Annotated in this window: 18 protein-coding genes and 2 pseudogenes; 5 read left to right on the top strand and 15 right to left on the bottom strand. The window is 67.4% G+C overall.

Annotation, left to right across the window (positions count from 1 at the left end):
- Window positions 1-176: 176 nt before the first annotated feature.
- From ACFVXC_RS00210 to ACFVXC_RS00165, 10 genes and pseudogenes are all read right to left on the bottom strand, one after another.
- Window positions 177-1631, bottom strand: a complete 1455-nt coding sequence (locus ACFVXC_RS00210) for an MFS transporter (protein ID WP_389900148.1) — start codon at window positions 1629-1631, stop codon at window positions 177-179.
- A 727-nt stretch (window positions 1632-2358) separates the two neighbouring features.
- Window positions 2359-3459 (bottom strand): integrase core domain-containing protein, encoded by a 1101-nt coding sequence (locus ACFVXC_RS00205; protein ID WP_389900146.1) that lies wholly within the window; start codon window positions 3457-3459, stop codon window positions 2359-2361.
- Between the two features lie 82 nt (window positions 3460-3541).
- Window positions 3542-4033 (bottom strand): annotated as a pseudogene (locus tag ACFVXC_RS00200) (integrase); the annotation flags it as partial.
- A 94-nt stretch (window positions 4034-4127) separates the two neighbouring features.
- Window positions 4128-5126, bottom strand: coding sequence for a hypothetical protein (locus ACFVXC_RS00195; protein WP_389900144.1), 999 nt, complete (start codon window positions 5124-5126; stop codon window positions 4128-4130).
- Between the two features lie 343 nt (window positions 5127-5469).
- Window positions 5470-5643: an SHOCT domain-containing protein gene (locus ACFVXC_RS00190; protein ID WP_389901502.1), complete on the bottom strand. Its 174-nt coding sequence runs from the start codon at window positions 5641-5643 to the stop codon at window positions 5470-5472.
- 63 nt (window positions 5644-5706) lie between these two features.
- Window positions 5707-5931 (bottom strand): annotated as a pseudogene (locus ACFVXC_RS00185) (integrase); the annotation flags it as partial.
- A 1155-nt stretch (window positions 5932-7086) separates the two neighbouring features.
- Window positions 7087-10926, bottom strand: coding sequence for a WD40 repeat domain-containing protein (locus ACFVXC_RS00180; protein WP_389900143.1), 3840 nt, complete (start codon window positions 10924-10926; stop codon window positions 7087-7089).
- A gap of 871 nt (window positions 10927-11797) precedes the next feature.
- Window positions 11798-13066: a P-loop NTPase fold protein gene (locus ACFVXC_RS00175; RefSeq protein ID WP_389900142.1), complete on the bottom strand. Its 1269-nt coding sequence runs from the start codon at window positions 13064-13066 to the stop codon at window positions 11798-11800.
- 45 nt (window positions 13067-13111) lie between these two features.
- A complete protein-coding gene (locus ACFVXC_RS00170) occupies window positions 13112-13261 on the bottom strand; it encodes a hypothetical protein (protein WP_389900141.1) in 150 nt (49 codons plus the stop codon).
- A 75-nt stretch (window positions 13262-13336) separates the two neighbouring features.
- Window positions 13337-13609, bottom strand: coding sequence for a hypothetical protein (locus ACFVXC_RS00165; protein ID WP_389900140.1), 273 nt, complete (start codon window positions 13607-13609; stop codon window positions 13337-13339).
- A 47-nt stretch (window positions 13610-13656) separates the two neighbouring features.
- On the opposite strand from ACFVXC_RS00165, the gene ACFVXC_RS00160 reads away from it, so the two are divergent.
- Entirely contained in the window at window positions 13657-13968 is a 312-nt protein-coding gene (locus ACFVXC_RS00160; RefSeq protein WP_389900139.1) for a hypothetical protein, read from the top strand.
- Window positions 13969-14093: 125 nt separating this feature from the next.
- Here ACFVXC_RS00160 and ACFVXC_RS00155 read toward each other — a convergent pair whose 3' ends face one another.
- Both ACFVXC_RS00155 and ACFVXC_RS00150 read right to left on the bottom strand, forming a co-directional pair.
- Window positions 14094-14543, bottom strand: coding sequence for a hypothetical protein (locus ACFVXC_RS00155; RefSeq protein ID WP_389900137.1), 450 nt, complete (start codon window positions 14541-14543; stop codon window positions 14094-14096).
- A 566-nt stretch (window positions 14544-15109) separates the two neighbouring features.
- Window positions 15110-16054, bottom strand: a complete 945-nt coding sequence (locus ACFVXC_RS00150; protein ID WP_389900136.1) for an SDR family oxidoreductase — start codon at window positions 16052-16054, stop codon at window positions 15110-15112.
- A gap of 368 nt (window positions 16055-16422) precedes the next feature.
- Here ACFVXC_RS00150 and ACFVXC_RS00145 point away from each other — a divergent pair, with 368 nt between their 5' ends.
- Entirely contained in the window at window positions 16423-17280 is an 858-nt protein-coding gene (locus tag ACFVXC_RS00145; RefSeq protein WP_389900134.1) for a helix-turn-helix transcriptional regulator, read from the top strand.
- 447 nt (window positions 17281-17727) lie between these two features.
- Here ACFVXC_RS00145 and ACFVXC_RS00140 read toward each other — a convergent pair whose 3' ends face one another.
- The gene (locus ACFVXC_RS00140; protein ID WP_389900133.1) at window positions 17728-18513 is read right to left on the bottom strand and encodes an SDR family NAD(P)-dependent oxidoreductase; all 786 of its coding nucleotides are present in this window, start codon (window positions 18511-18513) and stop codon (window positions 17728-17730) included.
- Between the two features lie 87 nt (window positions 18514-18600).
- On the opposite strand from ACFVXC_RS00140, the gene ACFVXC_RS00135 reads away from it, so the two are divergent.
- On the top strand, window positions 18601-19455 hold the full coding sequence (locus ACFVXC_RS00135) for a helix-turn-helix domain-containing protein (protein ID WP_389900131.1): 855 nt from the start codon (window positions 18601-18603) through the stop codon (window positions 19453-19455).
- A gap of 97 nt (window positions 19456-19552) precedes the next feature.
- Here the strand turns inward: ACFVXC_RS00135 and ACFVXC_RS00130 are convergent, their stop codons facing one another.
- Window positions 19553-19948 (bottom strand): hypothetical protein, encoded by a 396-nt coding sequence (locus ACFVXC_RS00130; RefSeq protein ID WP_389900129.1) that lies wholly within the window; start codon window positions 19946-19948, stop codon window positions 19553-19555.
- Between the two features lie 319 nt (window positions 19949-20267).
- Complete coding sequence (locus tag ACFVXC_RS00125; protein WP_389900128.1) at window positions 20268-21161, bottom strand: helix-turn-helix transcriptional regulator; 894 nt, start codon at window positions 21159-21161, stop codon at window positions 20268-20270.
- Window positions 21162-21309: 148 nt separating this feature from the next.
- Between ACFVXC_RS00125 and ACFVXC_RS00120 the strand changes: the two genes are divergently transcribed.
- Both ACFVXC_RS00120 and ACFVXC_RS00115 read left to right on the top strand, forming a co-directional pair.
- Complete coding sequence (locus ACFVXC_RS00120) at window positions 21310-22299, top strand: aldo/keto reductase (RefSeq protein ID WP_389900127.1); 990 nt, start codon at window positions 21310-21312, stop codon at window positions 22297-22299.
- A 13-nt stretch (window positions 22300-22312) separates the two neighbouring features.
- The gene (locus ACFVXC_RS00115) at window positions 22313-22747 is read left to right on the top strand and encodes a nuclear transport factor 2 family protein (protein ID WP_389900125.1); all 435 of its coding nucleotides are present in this window, start codon (window positions 22313-22315) and stop codon (window positions 22745-22747) included.
- Window positions 22748-22809 lie beyond the last annotated feature (62 nt).

Here is a 22809-nt window from a genome sequence, read left to right as displayed (position 1 = left end):
CCAGCCCGTCGAGCAGCCGGACGAGGATCAGGTAGACCAGCCGCAATGCCATGAAACGTGCTCTTGCCGGATGGCTCCGTCGGTCGGAAGGTGCAGGTCATCGGATGTTCCGAGTATGGGAACCCCACAGGATGGCCGCGGGAGAACTTGAGAGCCGGGCCGCGGCCCCGATCCGGCTACGGCTCCGCGACGTACCGTCCGCGGAACTGAGTCATCCCCCCCGATTCCCCCGCCCCGGCCCGCACCGCGCCCTCCCGCAGCTTGATCCACACGGCGAGGACCACGCACGCGGCCAGACAGCCCGCTGCGGTGATCAGCAGTGCCGTGTCGGCGGCCGCTTCCGAGCCCACGCCGCGGTCTTGGTCGGTGACGGCCCCGGCCAGTCCGATGCCGAGGCCGGCGGCCACGGTGATGACCGTCTTGGTGACTCCCGACGCCTCCCCGGCCCGCTCCGGCCGGATCACCGCCTGGGTGGCGATGAGCGTCAGTGAGTTGGCCACTCCGAGGACCGCGCCGCCCACGGTGGCGACGGCTACGTACAAGGTGAGGGAGGAGGTCCGGGCGAGGCACGCCAGGACCAGCGCTCCCCCGCACAGGCAGCCCGCCATCAGCCGTACCGCGGCCCGTGGCGGTACTCGCCCGGCGAGCGGCCCGGCGAGCGCCATGGCCAGCGCGGGGGCGAGGAACGCGGTGCCCGCGAGGACGACCGAGAGGTCCCACTGGCCCTGGAGCGTCAGCGGTACGACGAACAAGAACATCACGGTGGTGGTGTTGGCCGCGGCACCGGCCAGGGTGAGCGCCATGTACGGCCCGTTGCGGAACAGGCTGAGCTCCACCAGCGGATGAGCCGCGGACCGCTCGCGCCGTACGAACAGGATGAGCAGGGCTGCCGCGACGGCCACGCCCGCCGAAGCGGCGGGCCACGGCCAGTGCGGTCCGCGGTCGATGACGACGCAGAGCGCGGCAAGCGCGGCCGTGGCACCGGCCAGGCCACTCCAGTCGACGTTGCGGGGCGTACTGGTGTCGTAGCTCTCGGCGGTACGCGAGGCACAGACCGCGCCGAGTACGGCGAGCGGCACGTTGAGCCAGAACACGGCACGCCAGGACACCGACTCGGTCAGGGCACCGCCGATGAACGGGCCGCAAGCGGTGGCGATCCCGCCGATGCCGAGGGCCCAGCCGGTGGCACGGCCGCGTAGTCCGGCCGGGTAGACGTTGGTCAGCAGTGACAGCCCCACCGGCATGATCATCGCGGCCCCGGCGCCCTGGGCCACCCGGGCACCCACCAGGACGGGCAGGGTCGGGGCGAGCGCACAGACCAGCGAGGACGCGCCGAACACGGCTAGCCCCGCGACCAGGAGCCGCCGTCGGCCGAACAGGTCGCCGAGCCGTCCCGCCCCCAGCATCAGCGTGCCGGTGGACAGCAGGTACGCGCTGATCACCCACTGGAGGCCGGCTCCGCCCGCGTGCAGGTCGCGGCCGATCTGCGGCAGGGCGAGGTTCAGGCCGAACGAGTCGAGCTGGATGCAGAACACACCCACGGACATGGCGAGGAGTGCCCATCGCCGGGTGGCGAAGGGCGGCGCCGTCGCGCCGCCGACACCGTCCCTCAAAGTCGCGCCCTTGCTCATGATTGCCCACTTCTCCTCACGGTCGGCCCCTTCGGGGGCGGTCCTTGCTGCCGCCGCACGGCAGTGCGGCGGCACGAGACGCTGGTGGTGAGGGGGAGGTTGCAGCCGAAGAGCGCTCCTGGACACGGAGCGCCGCTGCGGGAGAGGAGGGGATGAAGAAGTGGGGGCCGGGATGGTAGGGCTGCCCACGGGAAGTCCCATGTGCCACGTCGGTGGGACCTGGATGACGCATACAGGTCCGTGCCTCGACGGGCGGTCGGCACGAGATCACCGTAACCGGCCCCCGGGCAGTTGCCAACCCGTCCCTGTGCGGACCCATCGGGCGAAATAAGTCGGTGGAAATACGGAATCCACTCTGAACTGCTCATATATAGCGGTCTATCAGGTGTGAGGAAAGGATTGAGCCATCACGGGCAACGCTGCGGGCTGTGCCTCTCCGGCCGATGGGGGCGCTCCCCGACCTCGACGGCACAGAGTCGCGCTCCGGACCTCCGTGCTGCGAAATCCCAGTTCAGCGGGGCACGTTGGCCATCCTGCGGATTGAGAGGTCTCGCGTCACGACCACGCCGACCGCACATGGCGCGACCGCACGGTCACCATCCGCAGTGCCCGGCCGGATAAGTGCCGCCTGCACCGACTGGGCGCCTGGTCAGCCGTCGTGAAAGGCCCGAGAAACGCCGTCGCTCGGCGGGGGTCTTGTACGTGCCGACAATTACGTCCATGCAGGTCAGGAAGCATGTTGGTACTCGTGGAGTACGCCGCCGAGGCGATCGTGTCGGCGAACGCGAAGATGCTCGATCTGTGGTGGGTTGAGCGGTTCCGGCACAACTCGGAGAGGGGCGGCGGCCTGAAGTGTGCGGTGGGTGCGGTGATGGTTGTAGTGCTGTTCGTACTCGCGGAGCGCTCGCCGCAGGTGGGATTCGTTCCAGAGCAGGGCGCGGTCGAGGAGTTCACGTCGCAGGCTGCGAACCCAGCGTTCCATGATTGAGTTCATGCGTGGCGTGCGGACGGCGGTGAGCACGGTACGGATCCCGGCCTGAGAGAGGATCTCGCCGATGGCGGCGGGGTATTTCGCGTCGCGGTCGCGGATCATGAACTTGATGGTGCTGAGTTTCCCGGCATCTTCGAGATCCATCACGAGGTTCTTGATTGCCTGGGCGACCCAGGCGTGGGTGGGGCGCGCGGTGGTGCCGAGCACACGGGCGCCTCGGTGGGCGTGGTGAATGGCAGTGAGGATGTACTGACGCTGCCCGGTGAGGGTGACGGTCTCGATGAAGTCCATGGCGAGGATCGCCTCGGCCTGGGAGCGCAGGAAAGTGGCCCAGGTGACGTTCGAGCGTTGGGTTGCAGGATCGATGCCTTCGGCCTTGAGGATTTCCCAGACGGTGGAGGGTGCCAGTTTGATGCCGAGGAGCGTGAGTTCGCCGTGGATACGCCGGTATCCCCAGGCGGGGTTTTCCGCGGCGAGGCGGAGTGTGAGGCGGCGGACGGAGGTGATTGTGCGAGGGCGACCGGGACGCGGGTTGCGGCTGAGACGGGTGTGCCGGTTATTCATGAAGTCGCGCTGCCATCGCAGGACAGTGTCTGGGGAGGCGATGAGCCGTAGCTGGCGCAGGGCAGTTCGTGGCAGCGGGGCGAGGAGAGCGGCCAGGAACGCGCGGTCGGCCTCCTGGAATCCGGGGCGTTGGTTGCCGAGTCGGCGTTGCAGGACGGCGAGTTGGTGACGCAGCGCGAGGATCTCGACGTCCTTGTCGTGGTCGCTCATCGGGATCAGCCGCAGGGCGGTGAAGGTGTGGGAGACGGCGATGCAGGCCAGGCGTACGAGCATGGGCATCGATCATTGCCGACCGCTGTCGTCGGCGCGATAGCGGTGCTGAACTGCACCGACGTAATATTCGGCACCCACAGGCCCGGTCGGGCGCGGGGTCGATGCCTTCGGAGGTGAGGATCTCCCAGATGGTGGAGGCCGCGACTTTGATGCCGAGGGTGGCGAGTTCGCCGTGCACCCTGCGGTAACCCCACGCCGGGTTCTCCCGCACCAGGCGCAGGACCAGTCTGCGGATCGAGTGCACCGTGGGCGGTCGGCCCGGCTTCTTCGGCCGACAGGTGCGGGCGTGGCGCCGTTTCATCAAGTCGCGATGCCGGCGCAGCACGGTGCCGGGCCGGATCAGTAGGCGCAGTCGGTGCAGGACCTTGCGGGGTAATGGAACCAGCAGAGCGGCAAGGAACGCCCGGTCTTGTGGAGCGAGCTTCATCCTGTCCGTGCCGAGTTGTCGCTTAAGAACGGTGAGCTTGTGGCGCAGGGTGAGGATCTCCGCGTCCTTGTCGCAGTCGCTCATCGGTAGCAATCGCAGCGCGGCGAACAGGTTGGTGACGGTCAGGTAGGCGAGGCGAAGCAACACGAAATCATCCTGCCGCACCGTCGCAGACGCTCCTGGTCTGCATGGATGACATTCTCGGCAGGCGCAGACTCCGAACTTGTTCTGAAACCATGAGTTAAGGCGCTGATGGAAGTTGCAGGCCGGTGCAGTCGCGCCGCTCGGCTGCCCGCTTGGCGAATGCGGCCAATGCGGCGCGCGCGAAGGATGGATTGTCGGACGTTGCGCTCTGCGGGGTGATCTGGAACAGGGCGCGGGGCCCGTCTCCCGGACAATCGGCGCTCGCCCAGAAGAACTCTTTGACTTCCGCACCGCCGCCGGCCGGCTTCGCGGTCAGTTCGGTGTGCAGGCTCTCACCGCGCTCGCGCAGGGCATATGGGCCGAACGACGCTTCCAGGCGATAGCCGTCATCAGTGTCCTCGCCGTCCAACGAGCACATCGCGTATGGAGCGAGCCGGTCTGCGGGGGTCTCCGTGATCGTGTCAATCCGCTTGTTGCGCGACCAGGGCAACCCGGCGCAGGTGCCGTTGGCTTGCTGGGGAGTTGTGGAGTCTGACGCCGGGTCGACGACCCTTGCCCGTGTGCCTGGCCTGTTCTTGCAGCCCCAGTGGTCCGCGGCGTTGGCGGCGGTCGCGGTGGTCAGCTCGGCCACCTTGCGGCTCACGCTCTTGTTGGGCTCCTCTGAGGTGAGCTGCGCGGTGACAGCGACTGTGTGGTCGCGGTTGGTGCACGGAAGAACGACGCTGGTGTTCACGCCGTCGGTGAAGCCTCGCCAGCCCCCGCCCATAAGTGTGGGAAGCGCGTCTGCGCGCAGCCGCGGGAGGTAGAACTTCAGGTCGATGGCTGAGGTGTCCGGGATGCGTGCGGTGGTGACGACGACGTCCAGGCTTTTGATCCAGCAGAACTCGTAACCCTGCGTAGGTGAGCCCTGTTCAAAGTCGTGGGGCAGTCCCGTGTCTGGGTCGGACGGGAGGCCCGTGAAGGCCACAGTTTCCTCGTACGGCAGTACACCGCCGCAGTACGACTCGAGCTTGTCTTCGTAACGCCAGCGCTTTCCGGTGTCGCTCAGGCGATACCAGCCGTAGCCCCCGAGCAGCGCCAACACCACTGCCAGCACGGCAACCCATGCCCAGCGACGTACTCCCAGCATCCTCCACCCCCGTGGTCGATCAGTCGCTGCACCCTACCTACTCCGCGTCTTGCACGCTCTGCGCCCCCGCTGGTCTCACCTGCTCAGCTGAGGCGTCTCTAGATCCGATGCGCCCTGAGATCGGATTCTCCCGGGGCCGGGCGTAGGACGAGCGTTGTGTCGCTAGTCGGGTGGGAGGTCGTCCGGTGCGTCGGCGTGATCCCACCAGGCGGCGATGAACATGCGGTGCCAAGCGAGCAGGGTTGCGGGGTCAATCGGGAAGACCTGCGGAGGCCTTACTCGTTTCGGGCCTTGGGAACTGGCTGTGGTCCTATGTTCCGAGCAAGCGCTTCTTCTGTTGGTCGAACTCGTCCTGTGTGAGGACTCCTTGCTCGACAAGCGCCTTGAGTTTGCCGAGTTCGTCGGCCACTGACTGCGGTTGTGGTTGAACCGTCCCGGGCGCCGGGACAGAGCCTTCCTCGTTGGCCAACTGCGTAGCGAGCATGTTGAACGCATTCACGTACTGATTGGCCGCTCGCAGGTTCGTGGAGTCCGGTGTCACGCTGTATAACAGGCGGTGCCGCAGCTTCTCCACGGGCAGGTGGTGGAGAAGGCCGGCGAGGATGGTGCGGTCGATTTCGGTGAATGTGGGCTTGCCGACCTGGCGTTGCAGGACCAGTAGCTGGTGCCGCAGCGTCAGTATCTCCACGTCCTTCACTCGGTCGCTCATCGGCAACAGGCGTAGCAGGGCGAGGGCGTTGGACATGGCGAGGTAAGACAGGCGCAGCAGCACGACAGGTCATGATGCCGTTACCGGGCAAGGTGAAGGGACAGCGGGGGAGCGACGGGCATGGCCGACATCAGTGATGAGGTCGTGACCTGGTCGGACGAATTATCGGCACCTGCAATGCCCCGTAGGAAACCCCTCGATCAGCGGCACCATCCGCGCCTCCTACCGGAACCGCCACAGTAGAGGGACACCTATCCCACCCACCCCCCCAATCAGCGTTCTCCCAGCTCAACGCTTCCCTGAGAAGCCGTTGTCTTTGCGGTCGTGATCGCCGAGTTTCCGCTGATCAGGAATGGTTTTGGTGTCGCCGAGGGAGGGTTCGGACGTTCAGTTCGTTCTCGGCGATAGGGAGGTGGCCGCTGGTGACGGCGCGGCAGATCCGCCCCGCTTGGCCGCACCACCGACCAGGCTCCTGGGCTGCATGGATGACATTTTCGACAGGCACACTACGCAGGAACTTGGCCCAGGAAGGACCCGAGCGTCGCGGTGCCGGGGCGACCCCGGCCCGCTTCAGAATCGCCCATACCGTCGAAGCGCCAACTGGGTGGCTCGGGCCGACGAGTTCACCGGCGATCCTGCGGTATCCCCAGTGCGGTATCCCCAGTGCGGGTTCTCCCTAGCCATTTGCAGCACCAGTTCTCGTACAGCGGGCCGGGTAAGCGGGCGGCCGGGACGACGTCGTTTGTAGGTCCAGCGGCGTTTGACCAGGTCGGAGTGCCGGCGCAGCAGTGTGCCCGGAGTGACGAACATGTGCCCTCGCAGGTTCTTGGGCAGCAGCCGGGCCAGTGCCGCGATCACTGCCCGGTCCGCCCATGAGGGTTGTGGCAGGGCGACTTGAAGCCGGAGGACGGCGAGTTGGTGTCGGAGTACGAGTATCTCCGCGTTCATGGAAGCTTCCGATCGTGCCAGCAGCGCAATCCATCCCAGGACTTTCAAGAAGGTCAGGTACAGCAGTCGCGGAGCCATGTCTCAGGATCGCGCCCTGCCTGGCCTTGACCGCAAGGCCAGGCAGGCAGGGGTAGCCAAGTTTTGGGCACTCACAGGTCAGGTAGACAAGACGCAGCAGCACGAGTACTCATCCCGCCGCACCCTCGAAGACGCTTCCGAGCTGTCTGGATGACATTTCCAGCAGGCGCGATGCCGTAGAAGGGAAGTGGCTCACCGCGAGGGGCGGTGCTCGTTGGGATGTACCGGCGGTTGAAACAGGTATGGGTCGATCTTCAGGGCGACAAGACCGCCCTCCAGACCGACACAGACGATGAGGTCGTGTGAGGCCACAGCCAGGGAAGTCGCCGGACGCTGTACGGGGATGACGGCCAGGCAGGTGTGGTCTTCGGGATCCCATACGCGGACTGTCCGGTCGCCGCCAGCACTGATCAGGAGGGTCCGCCCGGTTAGGGAGAGCGGTGCCAGGGCCCTGACCCAGCCGGTGTGGCCTTCGAAGACGTGGACCAGGGCGTCGTCCTCAGTTTCTGGATCCCACAGGCGGATCGTGCCGTCGGTTCCGCCGGTGGCGATTAGGTCAGTGGGGCCGCTCGGAACAGGGCAGACGGCTCGGACAGTACGCGTGTGGCCTTTGAGGCTACGTTGCAGCCGTCCGGAGTTAGGATCCCGGAGTTGGAGGATGGCGTCGTCTCCCACGCTGGCGAGCAGCGGGCCGTGCCAAGCCGTGAGGACGGTGCACAGGGCACGAACCGATCCAGTGTGCGCTGCGATGCGGCTGGTCACACGCCGGGCGATGGTGTCGTACCGCCAGATCTCGCCGTCCGCAGTGCCGATGGCGATGAGGGGTGACCCGGTCCCCCCAATGTCGCATGCGCTACTGAACGGCGTTTCGTGGGTAAGACCGGGAAAATCGTGTGTCGCCAAGTCGATGAATCGTAGTTCGCCCTTGCGCCACGTCCCGCCGACATGGACGAGTCTCTCGATGCCGCCCGCCGCCCGGTAGCGATGCACCGTGCCCGACATCCCGGACGCGTTGGACGGAATGCTTCTTACGGATGCGCCGGTGAGCGGATCCAATAGAGTGATGGCGCTGCCGTTGGTGACGGCGAAGAGCTCTCTATCCGGAACGTGGACAGCGCACACGGACATGGGAGCGGGGGATGGCGACTGCGCCCTGGCCTCTCGTGCTGTCGGCCCGGCGGGATTCCACAGCCGGATGGAGCCGTCCTCGCTGGCGGTGGCCAAGACGTCCTGGTCACCGACCCGGACAGTGCACATGGCTTCGATCCAGTCGCTGTGGCCGTTCAGCTCGCGTAGCGTTTCCCCCGACCTAGGGTCGATGACTCGCACGGCATTCTCGGTGCCTGCGACGGCTACGAGGGTCCGTCCGCCAACGTCGATCGTGCACATCGCGTGAATGTGGACTCCCCGTACTGGCCAGCCTGTTGCCGGCCCTTCCGGGGCAGAACCGAGAGTCCAAAGGATGCCGCTCTCGCCGCCGATGACCAGAAGGAGCCGCCCGTCCACGTCTACGGTGCAGACGCTGGACAGCGCGCCGTACGTGTGGCGGGAGACATGCGGTAGACCATCGGCAGCTGGGTCCCACAGGCGTGCCAGCCCGTCGTAGCCCACTCCGAACACCAGATCGTGATCGGCATCGCCTGGAACCGAGCACAGGGCGTTGGTCTTCCCGGCGCCGGACCAGCAACGGAGGTGGGTGCCGCTGGCTGGATCCCACACCCGCACCGTGCCGTCCGAGCCAGCGCTGACCAATACATCCCCGTCTCTTGTCCGCACTTGGCTCAGTGTCTGTATCCAACTGTTGTGTCCGGTGAGGCTGTGCAGGATCTCTCGGGTGGCTGGGTTCCACACCCGAATAATCCCGTCGCTGCCTGCGCTGGCGAGCAGATCGCGGCCGTCCGAACGGACGGTACACAGGGCCTGTACCCACCCGTCGTGGCCCCGCAGGATGTGGATGGCCTGTCCCGTCTCGGGGTTCCACAGTCGCACGGTGCCATCGGCTCCGCCGCTGGCAAGGAGCTCTTGGCCTTCGACCCGCACGGAACATACGGCGTTGACACTGCCTATGTGGCCGTCGAGGGTGACCTCGTCCTCGCTGGGCGGGCACACGGACCATGTGGCCCGGTACGGCGCAGAATGCCTGAGGGGCGAATAGGTGGGGTGGAGCCGTTCCACGGCCTCGGTGACGCTGAAGAGTGCCACTCTGCTGTCCGGGCTGGCGTCGATAGCTGAAGGCGTCTTGCGCAGGAGGCGGACCCGTGGGCGCGTGGCGGCTGAAGCGTACCGGTCGGCCAGGGGGGTCAGCCGGCCGAGGTCGGCGTATAGCAGATACAGCTTGTCCTCGAGGAGATCATCGAGGACGCCTCCGCGGGCTGCATGTACGGGGAGGGAACGCAGCAGGTACGGATCGGCGCCGTCCCATCCTATGGCCCGTCCAGCTGCTGTCATGGCCAGGGCCAGCGCCCGCTCGTCTGACGGTAGCTGCCCTTCCTCCGTCCGCGTCCGGATTAGTGCGTCGTTGAGAGCCTGGTGGAATAGCCGATATGCGCTGGTGTCCTCGTTCCGGCTGCTCTCGATGAGGAAATTGGCGGCGGACGACTGCGCGAACGCCCGCAGATCCTCCCCTGACACCGTGACACCACTGAGTGCCGCGACGGCGTCCCGCCACAGGCTCAGGCTGAAGCCGGGGGCCTCTGCGTAGGCAAGGGCGGTGAAAGCCGGACCCGCCTTCACCGAGCCTTGGGTCGGCAGCCGTTGGAGGTATTCGCGCAGCGCCGCGTCCACGGTGGGAGTGAAGGCGACATCCTGCGGGGGAATGGCCCGCTCGTCGTAGAGGCCGTGCGTGCGGGCCACCAGGCCAGCCACGAGGAAGTTGCGGTCGGCGAGGGCAGCGATGCGTCGGGCCACCGGCAGCGCGACGGCCTGGTCCGCGTAGGGGTTGTCGGGGCGTTCGTCGCCCAGTAGTTGCAAGGTGGCGAGGGCGTACGACTCAAGGTCGGCCTGGGAGAAGTAGTGTGGCGCGTCCAGGTCCAGCACGCGTGCTGCCGGCCCGAAAACCGTCAGTAGATCGCCGGAGTCGTCGACCCGGCGGCTGCCCAGCAGAATCCGCACGCCGACATCCCCGCAGGTCTCCATCAGCGGAAGCACGATCCTGGTGACGACGATGCGGGATTCCTCGGGTGTGGCGGCTTCGTCGAGGGCGTCGACGACGACCGTGAAGGAGTCGATGGCCCGTTCCGTCAGCGCGAGCCGCAGGGCAGCTGGAAGGTCCTCTGTGGTCCGGGGGAGGGTGGCTGAGGCGGCGCGAGCGATTTCGTTCGCTACGTCCAGGGCGGTCTTGCCCTTCGCATGGACCGCGCACGCCACTGAGCCGACCGGTGCCCGCACGGCGTCGTCGTCGGTGGGCAGACAGGCCGTGATTCCCGCGTCCGCAGTGGTGACGATCCGGCCCAGCACCGCAGACTTGCCGACACCCGGCGATCCGGTCACGACCAGTGCGCGGCGGTCCTGGCCGCCCTCCTCCAGCCAGGCCACGATTTCTGTGAGCGCCGTTCGGCGGCCGCGGAATCGGAAGCCGCGCTCGGATTCGACGCTTACGCCCCGAGCCCGCGGTCGCCAGTGCCGGTCGGCCTCCGGATCAGTGTCCAGGCTCCAGCCCCATGCGGCCAGCGCTTCCTCGCCGGCCGCCTCCACTGACCAAGTGGCGAGGGCGCGCAGCTTCTGTTCCGGCAGAGACCGGTCGATTTGCCACAGCGTCATAGCGCACGAGGCAGAGCCGCCCGCCGAGCTCATCATGCCCACCACGGCGCCGTAGGCCGGTGACCACAATGCGGCGCCGCCGTAACTGGGTTCTCCCGGTGCTCGGGCGTCGACGTCCAATTGCACGAGCCCGTAGCTGAGGTCTTCGCTTACCGAGCCCGACAGTGAGCTGCCCCGCCAGTCGCCGCCGGGGAAACCGAAGGACCACCAGGTGCTGCCCACCAGATCGCTCGGTGTCGGACAACGTAGCCGTGTCGCGAGCTCGGCGGGCACAGGGTCAATGAGCGTTAGTACGGCCACGTCGTTGATGACGACCTGAGCGGGTAGGGCAACGTTCCGGACTCGGATCCGCAGCGGTGCGAGGTCTCCGGCCTTGGGAAAGGCGACCCACAGCTCCTCTCCTCGTGCGTGTCGCGATTGGATGGCTCGGGCGCACGTCAGCACCCGCTCGGTGTCAATGACAAATCCAGCGCTTAGAGGCCTGGTGTCGTCGGGGGTCTCATGGATCGCGGCTACCCAAACGGACTCCTGCGGCCGCAACCGGGTGTGCGGCTCAGCTCTCATCCCAGGCCCCTAGTCCTGCGAGTGCCACCCAGCCGTATGCCGTGGTCCGTATCATCGCCCCGCCCCCTGAACTCGGCTTTTATGCTAGTGAACTCGCTCGCCTGACGCAGCGGGTCCGGCCGAACGTCCGGGCGTCATCCGCGAATTCGTGCGGTGTAGGCCAGGGACAGTGGGCTGGCATAACCGCTGTGATGGCGAAGGGCTCCGTCGACGCAGGCGAGTGCTGATGCTCATGAACCGGTAGATGGCGGGCCTGCAGCTTCTACCTGCGTGCGAGAACTGCCGTGGCGCTCTCCACGATCGAGACGTGACTGCCCGTTGCCGTGCCGGCAACCAAATCTGGGTCTGCACCGCCTCTCACCTACCCCTGGAGCCAACGCGGCCGCGAGCTGACGGCGCGAATCTGAGCCGCTGGTACACGACGGCGCGGAACGCGGCCAGGCGCGTCCGGCGCATTTTCGTGGCCCGTACACCTCGTCGGGGCGGGAAGGCCGCCCCGCCCACGTCCCCGATCAGCCGCACGGGTGCGCCGGGGCGGTAGAAGTTGAGACGCCGACGGGGGTGTTTCTGCTGGCGGCGGTCAGTCGGCGGTGTCCGGCCCGGCCGTGCTGCGCAGCGTGCTGATCATCGCTGTGACCTCGTGACCGCCCGGCGGGATGGTGCGCTGCGGCCCACCGTAGGTGAGCAGGGTTTCGAGAGGGCGGTCCTCCGTGAACCCTCGTAGATGCGTGGAAAAGCCGGCCCGGTGGCTCTCCGAGCTCCTTGGTTCCGCCTGCGCGCGTTCGAAGTAGTTTGTGAGGATGTGCCAGGTGTCCGGCTCGGCGACCAGTAGGTGGAAGAAGCCCCGGTGCCGGGTGCGGATGATGAGGAGTATCGCGAGCTGGAGATTGAAGGCGGGGGGCGATTCGCGGCCGTTCTGGGCGCGGGCGACGGCAAGCGCCATGCCCAGAACATTGAGGTAGCGCTTCAGCCGTCGGGGGTTGCTGCCCAGGGTGCTCTGGAGCAGTCCCCAGAAGTAGTCGAGGTCTGCGAACTCCGGAATGGCTGTTGCGTAGGCTCGCCGCAGCGTATCGAAGCCCACGTCGGGCAGGAAGAAAGGCAGTTGGACAACTTTGTCGAGGTAGGCCATGCCCGACACCACCTCGGACGGCGCGCCCTTGAGCGCCTCGCCGAACTTGTTCGTGGCCACTGCCGCCAACACGTCCAGATCCAGCGCGAGCACGAACACGCACTGGGTCTCCGCCAAGAACAGCTTCAGCGACTCCAGTACGGTCATGGCGGATTCTGGCGTGCACCGGTCGAGGTCGTCGACGAAGACGACGAGTCGGCCATCCTTGCCGACGAACTCCAGGACCGCTTCGGCGAAATCGGATTCGAAACGATTGATCTGCCGGTACTGTTCCGAATCCCGCACAGAGATGTCCTGGAGCATCTGGTCCACGGCTTCGCCTTTGATAACGCCACCAGTACCCAGCGTCGTCGCGATTCCCAGACCTGCCCGGAAGGACAGCCACGTCGCAGCTTTGGCCAGGCGGCGAGCCCTGTCCCCGAGATTCTCTTCGTTCTCCAACTCGGCGAGGATGGTGTGCAGCAGCGCGGCCCAGACCTCGACCTTGCGGTCGTACTTCCACGGGTTGAACCAGATGGTTCGTACACGATCATCCTCGAAGCGCCGCTCCCACAGCCGTAGGAAGCTCGATTTTCCGGACCCCCAGGAGCCGAACACCCCGACGGTGAGTGGAAGTGGCGTCGCCTGCGCGACGGCGTCGTGCAGGACGGTGACATAGGGCTCGAAGTGGAACGCGTCGTCCTCGGGACGGTTAATGGGGTTATCGGTCAGCGGGAGCAAAGGGGATTTCTCCTGTCGTTCGATTGCTGTTGATCGTCGTGTGGATCATTCGAAGTGGGAAGGGTCCTCCAGGCTGCGGCAGACCGCATCCAGTTGAGCTGACCGGGCGTGCGGGCCGGTCCGGCAGCACTGCCTCGCGAGTTCGGCCATCCGGCGGGCGGTGTCGAGGTCGCCGAGGGCTTGATAGTGGCGCATGGTGGCGACGAGTAGGTCGAGTACTTGGGGGCGCGTGCTGGTCAGGGGCTGAGCTAGGTCCAGGCCTGGACTATCTCAATCATGCGCCGTCGGCCGCACGGTGTCTGGCCGGACCAGTAACTGGAGCCGGCGCAGGACCTGACGGGGCAGGGGCACCAGTAGAGCGGCAAAGAATGCCCGGTCTTGTGGAGCAAGCTTCACTCGGTCCGCGCCGAGTTGTCGCTCAGGGACGGTGAGCTGGTGGCGCAGGGCGAGTATCTCCGTGACCTTGCCGCGGTCGCCCGTCGGCAGCAACCGCGGCGCGCCGAACAGGTTGGTGACGGTTAAGTAGACAAGACGCAGCAGCACAAGTGCACATCCTGCCGCACCATCGCAGACGCTCCTGAGCTGTATGGATGGCATTCTCGGCAGGCGCAGAGCCCCTCGATCCCGAACTGCGCGGGGAGATAGGCCACTTCCTCGCCGAGCAGCCCGAGATCGACCGCGTCGTGAGCCTGCTCACGACGCGGCTCGGTATGGACTCAATGCTCGTCGCCGCCCGCATCGACCTCGCGCCCGGCCGGGACAGCGAGGTCGTGGAACTCGTCATGGAGCGCATCAAGCCCGGAGCGGCCGAACTATGGCCGCAGGCCGACCTGTTCCTCGACGTCACCGAGGCGCCGCCCCGACCGGGTGCCGAGGTAGACCCGGACCTCACGGCCTCGTAGAAGACTTCGTCAGCCGCCACGGTGCAGCTCTCGCTCACTGACAGGGACGGTCGGGTACCACCGGAACAAGTTGCCGGGCCCGGCTGGGCCCCCTGGGGAGAGTGCGGGGAACTCTAGCTTGCCCGCTACTTCAGGTGATACTTGCAGCCTTTCGCGGACTCGCCCCCTGCATACTCGGCGACGGTTTCGCCGTCGACCTTGATGCTGCAGGGCGGGAAGTCGAATGATCCGCTAGGGGTCAGTACGGCTTGGGATGACACGGATATGGTGGTGCCCGACTTGAGGTAGGCGCCCTCGAGCGTCACGTCGCTGGTCTTCTTCCAGGGGAGAGAGACCTGCGCGGAATGATTGGTATCCGTGATGTACAGGATGTTGGGTTTACCCTTGCCCTCGACCGCGACGGTCACCTCGTAGGTTTTCGGCTTGCCCCACTTGGACGTCGGCTTCGCCGACTCCTTCGGTGAATTGGTGGAGTTGCCCGCGTCGGCCTTCGCGCCGTTCCCTCCGCTGCCACACCCCGTGAGCAGCAGCGCAACCACCATGGCCACAGCGACTCCAACGACCGTCTTGCGCACGTCTCTTCCTCTCCCGCCACAGCTTCCAGCGCGGGCAAAGCGCCACGGCCGGGATGCTGATCATATGGGGGTGCGCCGACAGCCCCGAGCTGTGGCGGGGGCCACCGGCGTGGTCAGGCGGGCGCGGCGCGGCGGGGCTGCCCGTTCCCGGGGAATGACCGTCAACGTCGCTGGCATTATCGCCTGTGATTACGCGGCTGCCGACGACCGATGGCGTCCCGTCGAGTGCTGTATTCAGTCGAGGCTGTGTGGGGGAGCGCGTGGCGTAGGTGTTGCTCGTTCCAGATGAGGGTGTGGTCCAGGAGTTCGTGGCGGCAGGTCTGGACCCAGCGTTCCATGATGGCGTTTATGCGCGGTATCTGGACGTCGGTGCGCACGACCCGTATGCCGGCATTGTGCAGAGTTTCGTCGACGAGGGCGGGGTATTTCGCGTCCGGTCTCGGATCAGGTACGCGTGGGTGGCCTGTGCGTCAGTGAGGTCCATGGCCAGGTTTCGGGCGGCTTGGGCCACCGAGGCCGCGGTTGGGTGGGCGGCGGCGAACCACGGATGCAGAAGCGCCGAGCTTTCAACCGTTGGGGAAGGGAACCTTCGTGAGCTCTTCGGAGATGAGCCAGACCCGCTGGGCTTCGTCTGCGCTACGCAGCCGGCTGTACAGCTTCTGCTCCCCGGGAGGGCCGCCCAGGTGCCCGGGCCCGCTGGGTCCATAGAAGCCGCCGGGCGTGGCGTCGGGGGAGAGGGCCGCGTAGAGGGCGGGGAGCTTCGCGGTCTGAACCGTCCCGACGAGGATGCCGCGGGCGGACATCGCCCGGATCAGGCGAACACTCAGGGTGTCCTTGTCGCGACTGACCTCGGGGCGGGCAGCGAGCAGGTTCGTCGGGGCGACGCCGGGATGGGAGAGGTTGCTCGTGATGCCCCAGCTATTGGCCTGGCTGCGCCGGTCGAGTTCGAGGCCGAAGAGCCCGAACGCGATCTTCGACTGGCTGTATGCCTTCCTGCCGTCGTAGGAGCGTTCCCAGTTCAGGTCGTCCCAGTTGATGGCGCCCTGATTCGCCGCGACGCTGACCTGTGAGGTGACGCGTGCCTGGCCTGCGCGCAGCAGCGGCAGCAGGTGGGCCACGAGGGCGAAGTGGCCCAGATGGTTGGTGCCGAACTGAAGCTCGAACCCGTCGGCGGTGGTCTGCCGGTCGGGCGGGGTCATGACGCCGGCGTTGTTGACGAGGAGGTGGATCGGACGTCCCTCCTCTTGCAGGGTCTCGCCGAGGGCCGCGACGGAGGCGAGTGAGGACAGGTCGAGCTCGCGCAGCGACACGTTCGCATGGGGGGCGGCCTGACGGATCGTGGAGATCGCGGCCTCGCCTTTGCGTGGGTTGCGAACGGGCAGGAGCACTTCGGCTCCGGCCGCGGCAAGCCTTGTGGCGATGCCGAGTCCGATGCCGTCGCTGGCTCCGGTGACGACGGCGCGCCTGCCGGACAGGTCGGGGACGGTGATGTCGATGGGTGTGCGTGGCATGTGGCCCACTCCTGGATGTTGTGTCGTTGCCTCCACCCTCGTGGAAGACGACGGCGCTGTTCAGGGCTGCTCGATCCACTGATCGAGAAGTCCAGGCTCCGGTCATGCGATTGCCCCGCCCACGGATACGACCCTGCCGATCCCGTCCGCCGAGCCCGTGACCACCGCGACCTTCCCGGTGAGAATCAGTCATGCCCCCGGTCCTTCCCCGGTCCTTCCCCGGTCCTTCCCCGGTCATTTCACGAGGGGGTACGGCTTTCAGCCTCGGATGGCGCTGTAGCGGGGGCAACTCGTGAAGGGGGGATCGACAATCCGTGGCTGCCGGGATGCGCGGGCGGTAGAAATGAGTATCGAAGCGGACATGCACGATGACGGAGGCGCACACGGTGATCGATCGGACCGGACTGGCGCAGTTCCTCCGGAACCGCCGGGAGTCGCTGCAACCCGAGGACGTCGGCCTCCCGCGTGGACGACGCCGCAGGACCAGCGGGCTGCGGCGGGAGGAAGTGGCCTCCCTGTGCCACATGTCGACCGACTACTACGCGCGGCTCGAACGGGAGCGCGGACCCCAGCCGTCCGAGCAGATGATCGTCTCCATCGCGCAGGGACTGCGCCTCTCCCTCGACGAGCGCGACCACCTGTTCCGGCTCGCCGGACACACCTCACCCCCGCGCGGCTTCGGAGGTGAGCACATCAGCCCCGGCCTGCTGCGCATCCTCGACCGCCTGCACGACACCCCCGCGGAGATCGTCACCGAGCTCGGCGAAACGCTTCGCCAGACCCCGCCCGACATTGCGCTCACCGGCGACCTGACCGCCTACAGCGGCCCGGCCCGCAGCATCGGCTACCGATGGTTCACCGACCCCGCCACACGAGAGCTCTACGCCCCCGAAGACCATGCGTTCCTCACCCGCATGTTCGCCTCGGGCCTGCGCGAGGTGGCCACACTGCGGGGCTCCGGTTCGCGCGCGGCCCACTACGCCGACCTGCTGCGCGCACAGAGCGAAGAGTTCCGTCAGGTGTGGGACCACCACGAGATCGGCATCCGCCCCCACGAGGTGAAGCACTTCATCCATCCCGAGGTTGGCGCCTTGGAGTTGACCTGTCAGACGCTGCTCGATCCGAACCAGTCGCAGCTGCTCCTCGTCTACACCGCCGTTCCCGGCAGCGAGAGCTACGAGAAGTTGCAGTTGCTGTCCGTCATAGGAGCACAGGCGCTGCGCTGAGGGGCTCCGTCTGTGCAGCGAGACGGTTTCATCTGCAGGCCCGAGGGCGATGTTCCTCCTCGGCATCGCTGCTCCTTGCAGTTGTCAGAATCGCGCTCGCGACAACCTCGAAGAGGCGATCGGAGCGTGGTGCGAGCGAGGTCGACCGCCGAGCCGAGCGAGCATGGCCACCAGCGCCCCTGCCCGGTCGGGGTCTCGGATCAGCTCGTCGATCGCAGCCTCGGCCAGGGCGTTGGCCAGGGCCCTGGCCAGGGCGTTGGCCAGAAGACAAATCGGCGCCATCGATATCGCTCCGCGTCGCTCCGCGCCGCGCTATGCCCGCGGCCCGGGCACGGCTCAGGAGCCTCGCATCGGCTACGCGCGGCATCGCCATCCGGCTGGGACAACGCGGCGCGAACGTCGTCGTCAACTACTCCCGCGACGCGTTGGGAGCAGCCGCGACCGTGGTCAGGCGCCGGCGCCGCCGTCGACCGGCAGGATCGCGCCGGTGACGTACGAGGCGCGGTCGCTCAGGAGCCAGGCCGCCGCCTCGGCGATCTGCTCGGGGTCGGCCATCTTGCCCAGCGGGATCGAAGCGGTCATCTGCTCGACGATGCCAGGGGTGGCCTTCTCCCAGGCGTCGATCATCTCGGTGGAGGTGCCGCCCGGCGTGATGGCGTTCACCCTGATCCCGGCCGGGGCCCAGTTGACCGCGGCCGTCTCGGTGAGGCTGTTCAGTGCGCGCTTCATCGCCCCGTAGGCAGGAAGCGCCGGATTGGCGCGCCGGCTGCCGATGCTGGAGGTGTTCACGATCGCCCCGCCGCCGCCCTGGCGCATGAGTGTGGCCTCGGCGTTCATCGCGGTCCAGTGGGCGCGGAAGTTCACCGCGAACTGCTCGTCGATGTCCTCCTCGCTGGTGGCATCGACCGGGCCGAACTGACGCTGGGGGACCGCCCCGTTGTTGAACGCACCATCCAGCCGGCCGTAAAGCTGCTCGACGCGGTCGACGGCGGCCAGGACACTCGCGCGGTCGGCCAGGTCCAGGGCAACGGCGTCGGCGATTCCTCCAGCGGCCCGTATCTCGGTGACGATTCGGTCGAGGGCGTCGGTGCTGCGGGCGGCCAGGACGACCTTCGCGCCCTCCCGCGCGAACAGGCGCGCCGCGGCGGCTCCGATACCGCGGCTGGCGCCGGTGACGAACACGACCTTGCCGTTCAGCAGGCCGATGGGCGTGGTGCAGATGTGGTTGCTCATGCTGCAAGTGTTCGCCGCTACCCACTGCCGTATACAGGCACAAGACGAACCAGGATCCCGCCCCAGCGAGGCGTGCAGACTCGGTGTATGGACAAGCACGAGCTGGGAACGTTCCTGCGCAACCGCCGCGAGCGCCTGAGGCCCCAAGACGTGGGCCTGACCTCGGGCCCGCGCCGCCGCACGCCGGGTCTGCGCCGCGAGGAGGTCGCCGTACTGGCCCATATCTCCACCGAGTACTACGTCCGCCTCGAACAGGGCCGGGCCGCCTCCCGGCCCTCCGGCGATATCCTGGCGGCCATTGCCGGCGCGCTCCTGCTCAATGACGCTGAGTGCGACCACCTGCACCTTCTGGCGGGCACCGCACCCAACCGCACCCGCCTGCACCGGCGCGACGTGCGCCCCAGCATCCTCGCCCTGCTGGAACGGCTGCCACGCACCGCAGGCTTCGTCATGTCCGTAACCTTCGAAGTCCTGGCCTGGAACGACCTGGCCGCCGCCCTCATAGAGGACTTCGGCGCAGTCGACCCCCGCGACCGCAATCTCGCCCGCAAGGTGTTCCTCCACCCCAGGCCCACCACCGCAGCGCTCTACGGAATCGCCGACCTCACCGAGTTCCGCCACCAGGCGATCATGAGCCTGCGCGCCGCCCTCGCCCGCTACCCCACCGACCCCGCCGTAACAGGACTCGTCGACGAACTGCGTTACGGGAGCCCCGACTTCGCCCACCTTTGGGACCGCCACGACGTGCAGGCCGCACCCACCCTCACCAAAACCTTCAACCACCCCGCCGTCGGACCGGTCACCGTCGACTGCGACTCCCTGGCCCTGACCGAACGCGACCAGCACCTTGTCCTTTACAGCGCCCCTCAGGGCTCCCCGGACGCGGACGCACTGGCTCTGCTCGACGTCCTGGGAACCTCAGCCACCCAGTACCACCCCTGACGCCCGCCACCCGGGCGCAGTAGTGCCCGACCGTGCGGTACTTCACCACTGTCCTTGAACGCTGGCCTCCGAACGGGGATGGGAGTCTCCGCTGGGGCTACTTGGCTTCATCAGGACCTGGGAAAGGGCGGTGCGCCTTGGAACTGTCGACGAGCTGTTTGCGGCCCAGTTCGTGGCGCACCATCGCCATCCGCGAGTTGAAGCGGCCAAGGAGCTTCACGGCGGACGCGATCTCCCAGGCGTCCTGCTCGGTGAGGATCAGTAACCGGAGTCGACGCAGGACCTTGCGGAGCAGGGGGATCAGCAGAGCGGCGAGGAACGCCCGGTCTTCGGGAGTGAACTTGATTCGGTCCGGGCCGAGTTGTCGCTCCATGACGGTGAGCTGGCGGTGTAGGGCGAGGATTTCCGTGTTCTTCTCGCGGTCGCTCATCGGTAGCAATCGCGGTGCGGCGAACAGGTTGGTGACGGTCAGGCAGGCGAGACGAAGCAACACGAGATTATTCCTGCCGCCCCGTCGATGACGCTCCTGATCTGCGTGGATGACATTTTCGGCAGGCGCACTGCTCGGACGTGACTATCGGCACGGGCAGGGCCCTGGCCGCTCACCTGTGACCTGGGCGTACAACGCCTGGGTGACCGGGAATGCCGCGAGCCGGTAGGGCGTGAATCCGACATCCCAACTGCGCCGCGTGCGCGGTCCGACAGCGTCACTAGCCCCGCAGGGATGGGGATCATCTCGTTCCCCGTACGCACGTCCACGAGCAGGGGAGCCTACCGGCAGGCTGTCCGGGTGCTGGCTGTTACTCCGCCGGTCAGGGCTCCTGGTGGAGTCGAGGGTCTGCGACGTCACCCTCTGGGGAGGTTTCGTGCGGCTGGGTGAACTCCTGGATGCCGAGCACCCGCAGAAGCTCCAGCCGTTCGCGGGTCTCGTTGTCGGCGGGGGTGAGCACCATCAGCCGCTGCCGGTGGTCGACGCCGACGAGCGTCTCGACATCCATGAGCAGGTGACCTACGCGTGGATGGATCAGGAGCTTGCGATCCGTTCGTTTGACCGCCACTTGGTGCTCGGCCCACATCCGGCGGAAGTCGCTGTTCGCCGCCCGCAGCCGCGTGACGAACCCGGCGACGGCGGGGTCGCCGGAGTGACGGCCGACGGCCGCGCGCAGGTCGGCCACGAGTTCGCGGGCGTGGCGCTCGTGCTCGCCGGGCGGGTGCGAAGCGCGGACAGCGGGATCGGTGAACCAGCGGTACACGAGATAGCGCCGGTCGCCGGTGAACGCGGTCTGGTCACCCATCAGCAACAGGGACGCCGGGTTCTGGGCGAGAACCTCCCCCAGGTCGGACAGGACCACCGCCGAAGTGCCGGTGAGCAGCTCCATCATGCGCACGAGGCCGGTGCGGGCCAGCTGAGCGGGACCGTCGGTACGAGGTGGCTGATGACCCGCAAGATAGAACAAGTGCTCGCGTTCGTCGTCGGACAGCCGCAACGCGCGGGCCAGCGCCCCGAGCAGCTGCGTCGAAGGCTGACTGCTGCGGCCCTGCTCCAGGCGTGCCACATAGTCCACCGATATCCCGGCGAACATCGCCACCTCTTCGCGGCGCAGGCCGTTGCTACGGCGCCGAGGTCCCTTGGGCAGGCCGACCTCGCCCGGGTGGATCGCCTCGCGGCGACGACGCAGGAAGTCCGCCAGTTGATCGCGCTCCATGAGCTCATCGTCGCACTGGGGCGACTCCCCAACCAGGGAGTGGCACTCCGATGACACATGCTCCTCTTCCGCCCGGCCCGGAACCGAAGCAGAGTCGGCGGCAGGCCGACGAGCGAACTCCGTCTGGCCCGACGAGAAGGAGAACACGATGCAGGCACGCACTCTGGGCACCACCGGCCCGACCGTTTCCGCGCTGGGTCTCGGCGCGATGGGTATGTCCGGCGCCTATGGCCCTGCCGACCGCGCCGAAAGCATCGCCACCGTGCGTGCCGCGCTGGAGGCCGGTCTCACCCTGATCGACACGGCTGACTTCTACGCCTCCGGTCACAACGAGCTGCTGGTGGCCGAGGCGCTGCGAGGCAGGGAGCGCGGCAGCTATCGGCTGAGCGTGAAGTTCGGCATGCTCACCACCCCCGGAGGCGCGTATACCGGTATCGACGGCCGTCCCGAGGGGATGAGGAACTTCCTTGCCCACTCCCTGACCCGCCTGGGCACCGACCATGTCGACGTGTACCGCCTGGCGCGGCTGGACCCGGCGGTGCCGATCGAGGAGACGGTGGGGGCGATCAAGGAGATGGTCGACGCCGGGCACGTGCGCCACATCGGGCTCTCGGAGGTCGACGCCGACACCGTGCGGCGCGCTCACGCCGTGCATCCGATCAGCGACCTGCAAGTCGAGTACTCGCTGCTGACGCGGACCGTGGAAGCCGATGTCCTGCCCACGCTGCGTGAACTCGGCATCGGCATGACCGCGCACGGCGTGCTCGGCCGGGGCCTGCTCTCCGGACGCTGGAGCGCCGGCACCTCCATCGGCCCCCGAGACTGGCGCGCCTTCGACCCGCGGTTCGCCGACGGGAACCTGGAGCACAACCTCACCCTTGTGGAGGCCCTGCGCCAGGTCGCCGAGGCGAAGGAGTGCTCCGTCGCCCAGCTCGCCATCGCCTGGGTGGCTGCCCAGGGCGACGACATCGTGCCGTTGGTGGGCGCCCGTACCCGCGACCGGCTGGCCGAGGCGCTGCCCGCGAGCGAGATCCGGCTCACCCAGGACGACCTCGCCCGGATCGAGAAGGCGGTCCCGGACCGCGCCGCGCGCGGCAGTCTCGACGCGTCCGCCGCCCTGTCCGAGCTCCTGGGCTGAGGAGAAAGTACACATGTTCCCTGAAGAGATCCGCGCCGGCTCACTCGCGGCCACCGACACCTACTTCGAAGCGTTCGAGGCCGGCGACATGGCAGGAATGGCAGCCGTCCTCGCCGCCGATGTCGTGCACGTCCTGGCGATGTCCTTCGACGGCGGCGTCGAGCCCGCCGTCGTCCTCACCGGCAAGGACGAGGTACTGGGGTTCTTCGCCGGCCTTCTGCGGCAGGTCAGCCGCCGTGTCCTAGCCGACCGGCGCGTCACCGCCGGTGCGGACGGCGACGTGGTGTTCGTCGAGGCCGTCGGTGACGCCGTGCTCGCCGGCTCGGGCACCTCCTACAAGAACGTGTACGTGTTCAAGTTCGAGTGTGCCGACGGCCAGGTGCGGCGCCTCACCGAGTACTCCAACCCGGTCGCGGCCCACAAGACGCTGAACATCCCGCTGGGATGACTCGCCGGTGCTCCCGCACCGGACGCATGCACACCGACACACCGATACACCGATACACCGGC

Source organism: Streptomyces sp. NPDC058257 (assembly GCF_042881845.1).
In the GTDB taxonomy this organism is placed as follows: Bacteria; Actinomycetota; Actinomycetes; order Streptomycetales; family Streptomycetaceae; genus Streptomyces.
Note: the sequence above shows the minus strand (reverse complement) of the source record. Positions and strands in the feature narration are given on the sequence as shown.

Excerpts from the sequence above, each read along its gene's own strand:
- ACFVXC_RS00210 (WP_389900148.1), bottom strand. The coding sequence starts at position 1,631 with ATGAGCAAGGGCGCGACTTTGAGGGACGGTGTCGGCGGCGCGACGGCG.
- ACFVXC_RS00205 (WP_389900146.1), bottom strand. The coding sequence starts at position 3,459 with ATGCTCGTACGCCTGGCCTGCATCGCCGTCTCCCACACCTTCACCGCC.
- ACFVXC_RS00190 (WP_389901502.1), bottom strand. The coding sequence starts at position 5,643 with ATGCTCGCTACGCAGTTGGCCAACGAGGAAGGCTCTGTCCCGGCGCCC.
- ACFVXC_RS00170 (WP_389900141.1), bottom strand. The coding sequence starts at position 13,261 with ATGCGCCACTATCAAGCCCTCGGCGACCTCGACACCGCCCGCCGGATG.
- ACFVXC_RS00160 (WP_389900139.1), top strand. The coding sequence starts at position 13,657 with ATGGCATTCTCGGCAGGCGCAGAGCCCCTCGATCCCGAACTGCGCGGG.
- ACFVXC_RS00150 (WP_389900136.1), bottom strand. The coding sequence starts at position 16,054 with ATGCCACGCACACCCATCGACATCACCGTCCCCGACCTGTCCGGCAGG.
- ACFVXC_RS00145 (WP_389900134.1), top strand. The coding sequence starts at position 16,423 with ATGACGGAGGCGCACACGGTGATCGATCGGACCGGACTGGCGCAGTTC.
- ACFVXC_RS00140 (WP_389900133.1), bottom strand. The coding sequence starts at position 18,513 with ATGAGCAACCACATCTGCACCACGCCCATCGGCCTGCTGAACGGCAAG.
- ACFVXC_RS00135 (WP_389900131.1), top strand. The coding sequence starts at position 18,601 with ATGGACAAGCACGAGCTGGGAACGTTCCTGCGCAACCGCCGCGAGCGC.
- ACFVXC_RS00125 (WP_389900128.1), bottom strand. The coding sequence starts at position 21,161 with ATGGAGCGCGATCAACTGGCGGACTTCCTGCGTCGTCGCCGCGAGGCG.
- ACFVXC_RS00120 (WP_389900127.1), top strand. The coding sequence starts at position 21,310 with ATGCAGGCACGCACTCTGGGCACCACCGGCCCGACCGTTTCCGCGCTG.
- ACFVXC_RS00115 (WP_389900125.1), top strand. The coding sequence starts at position 22,313 with ATGTTCCCTGAAGAGATCCGCGCCGGCTCACTCGCGGCCACCGACACC.